Below are 2,351 nucleotides of genomic sequence, written 5' to 3'. Positions count from 1 at the left end.
TGTCCTGAACTCAACCCGATTGAAAAAGCTTGGGCTAACCTCAAGAAAAAGGTTATGGAGTTACTGCCAAAATATAACTCGGTGACAGAATGTCTGAATAATGTTTTTTAAAGCGAAATAACTATAACAGGAGCTGAATCGTCTGCTAATAATTACTGGCAAAATTTTGCAATTCTTGCAAAACAGCCAAATCATGATGTATTGGTTTATGACACAACAGATAATAAAGCTACACCAGGTACAACAGTTGAGTCTACTACATCTGGTTTGATGCCAAATCGTGAATACCAAATCCAATGGTTTAAAGATGGTAATCCAATCGGATCCCCTGTAGCTGTAACAGCTGATAATGAAGGTCGCGCAAAATCAGTTCCAATTACCGTCGAAGCTGATTTAAGTGCCCCAGCTGTGTATACTTCAGGAGTATTCTTGCAGGGAGTGGCGACAACGGATATCACTTCTGCTCTTGCCTTGGATTCATTTGTAGCGGATGTTGCTAAACAGAATGATTTATATCAGCCATCCTATGAGGAAAAGAATGTGGTTCCTGGAACTCCAGCTACTTCAACTCCTAGCTTCACGGATAAAGATGGTAATGTAGCGACTCCTCCAGCTGGAAGTAAGTTTGCCATTGCACCAGATTTCACTGTACCAGATGGTTACACAATTTCTATCGACGAGAATACTGGTGTAGTCACAGTTTCAGCTCCAGATTCACCAGCTGGAGCAACTGTAGAAACGGTTACAGTACCAGTTGTTGTAACTTATCCAGATACAACAACTGATAAGGTTGATGCAGTCTTCCACCTTGATACAGATGGTGATAATACGCCAGACAAGGATGACGATGACGATGACAACGATGGTATTCCTGATACAGAAGAGGGAACAGACGGAACAAATCCAAAAGATCCAAATTCAGCAAGATCATCCATTACACCAATCGATGATCAAACAGTTGAACAAGGGACACCAATTAAGAATGTAACTGTTGAAGGCCAAAAAGTTCCAACAGGTGGTTCTTTCAAGGTTGAAGGGCTTCCAGATGGTGTTACATTTGATGCAAATACAAACACCATTACAGGAACTCCAACAACAGTTGGTGAAAGTACTGTAAAAGTAACCGTTCTTGATAAGAATGGAGTTCCAGTCAAAGATGCTAATGGAAACTCAGTTACAGAAGAATTCAAGATTACTGTGACAGAAAAAACTAAGCAAGCTGATAGCAATGAACCAACCCCAGCAGATCAAACGGTTAAGGTTGGTGAAACCCCATCAGCAGAGAAGTCAATCTCTAACTTGCCATCTCTCCCAGAAGGAACGAAAGTATCCTTTGAAAGTCCAGTAGATACTGAGACAGCAGGCGATAAGCCAGCGGTAGTAGTTGTAACTTACCCAGATGGATCAACAGATAAGGTTCCAGTAACGGTTAAGGTTGAAGAGGCTCCAAAGCAAGCTGATAGTAATGAACCAACCCCGGCGGATCAAACGGTTAAGGTTGGTGAAACCCCATCAGCGGAGAAATCAATCTCTAACTTGCCATCTCTCCCAGAAGGCACAACAGTCTCCTTTGAAAGTCCAGTAGATACTGAGACAGCAGGCGATAAGCCAGCGGTAGTAGTTGTGACTTACCCAGATGGCTCTCAAGATAAGGTTCCAGTAACGGTTAAGGTTGAAGAGGCTCCAAAGCAAGCTGATAGCAATGAACCAACCCCGGCGGATCAAACGGTTAAGGTTGGTGACACCCCATCAGCAGAGAAATCAATCTCTAACTTGCCATCTCTCCCAGAAGGAACGAAAGTCTCCTTTGAAAGTCCAGTAGATACTGAGACAGCAGGGGATAAGCCAGCGGTAGTAGTTGTGACTTACCCAGATGGCTCTCAAGATAAGGTTCCAGTAACGGTTAAGGTTGAAGAGGCTCCAAAGCAAGCTGATAGCAATGAACCAACCCCAGCAGATCAAACGGTTAAGGTTGGTGAAACCCCATCAGCAGAGAAATCAATCTCTAACTTGCCATCTCTCCCAGAAAGCACAACAGTCTCCTTTGAAAGTCCAGTAGATACTAAGACAGCAGGCGATAAACCAGCGGTAGTAGTTGTGACTTACCCAGATGGATCAACAGATAAGGTTCCAGTAACGGTTAAGGTTGAAGAGGCTCCAACGCAAGCTGATAGCAATGAACCAACCCCAGCAGATCAAACGGTTAAGGTTGGTGACACCCCATCAGCAGAGAAATCAATCTCTAACTTGCCATCTCTCCCAGAAGGAACGAAAGTCTCCTTTGAAAGTCCAGTAGATACTGAGACAGCAGGGGATAAGCCAGCGGTAGTAGTTGTGACTTACCCAGATGG

The 2,351-nt window shown here is 43.7% G+C and carries 1 protein-coding gene; it reads left to right on the top strand.

Annotated elements, in window-relative coordinates:
* Positions 1–201: 201 nt before the first annotated feature.
* Positions 202–2,351 (top strand): Rib/alpha-like domain-containing protein (locus E4T71_RS10510; protein ID WP_194181263.1); only part of this gene is annotated, 2,150 nt, incomplete at its 3' end.

Source organism: Streptococcus sp. WM07 (assembly GCF_004570525.1).
GTDB lineage: Bacteria > Bacillota > Bacilli > Lactobacillales > Streptococcaceae > Streptococcus.
Note: the sequence above shows the minus strand (reverse complement) of the source record. Positions and strands in the feature narration are given on the sequence as shown.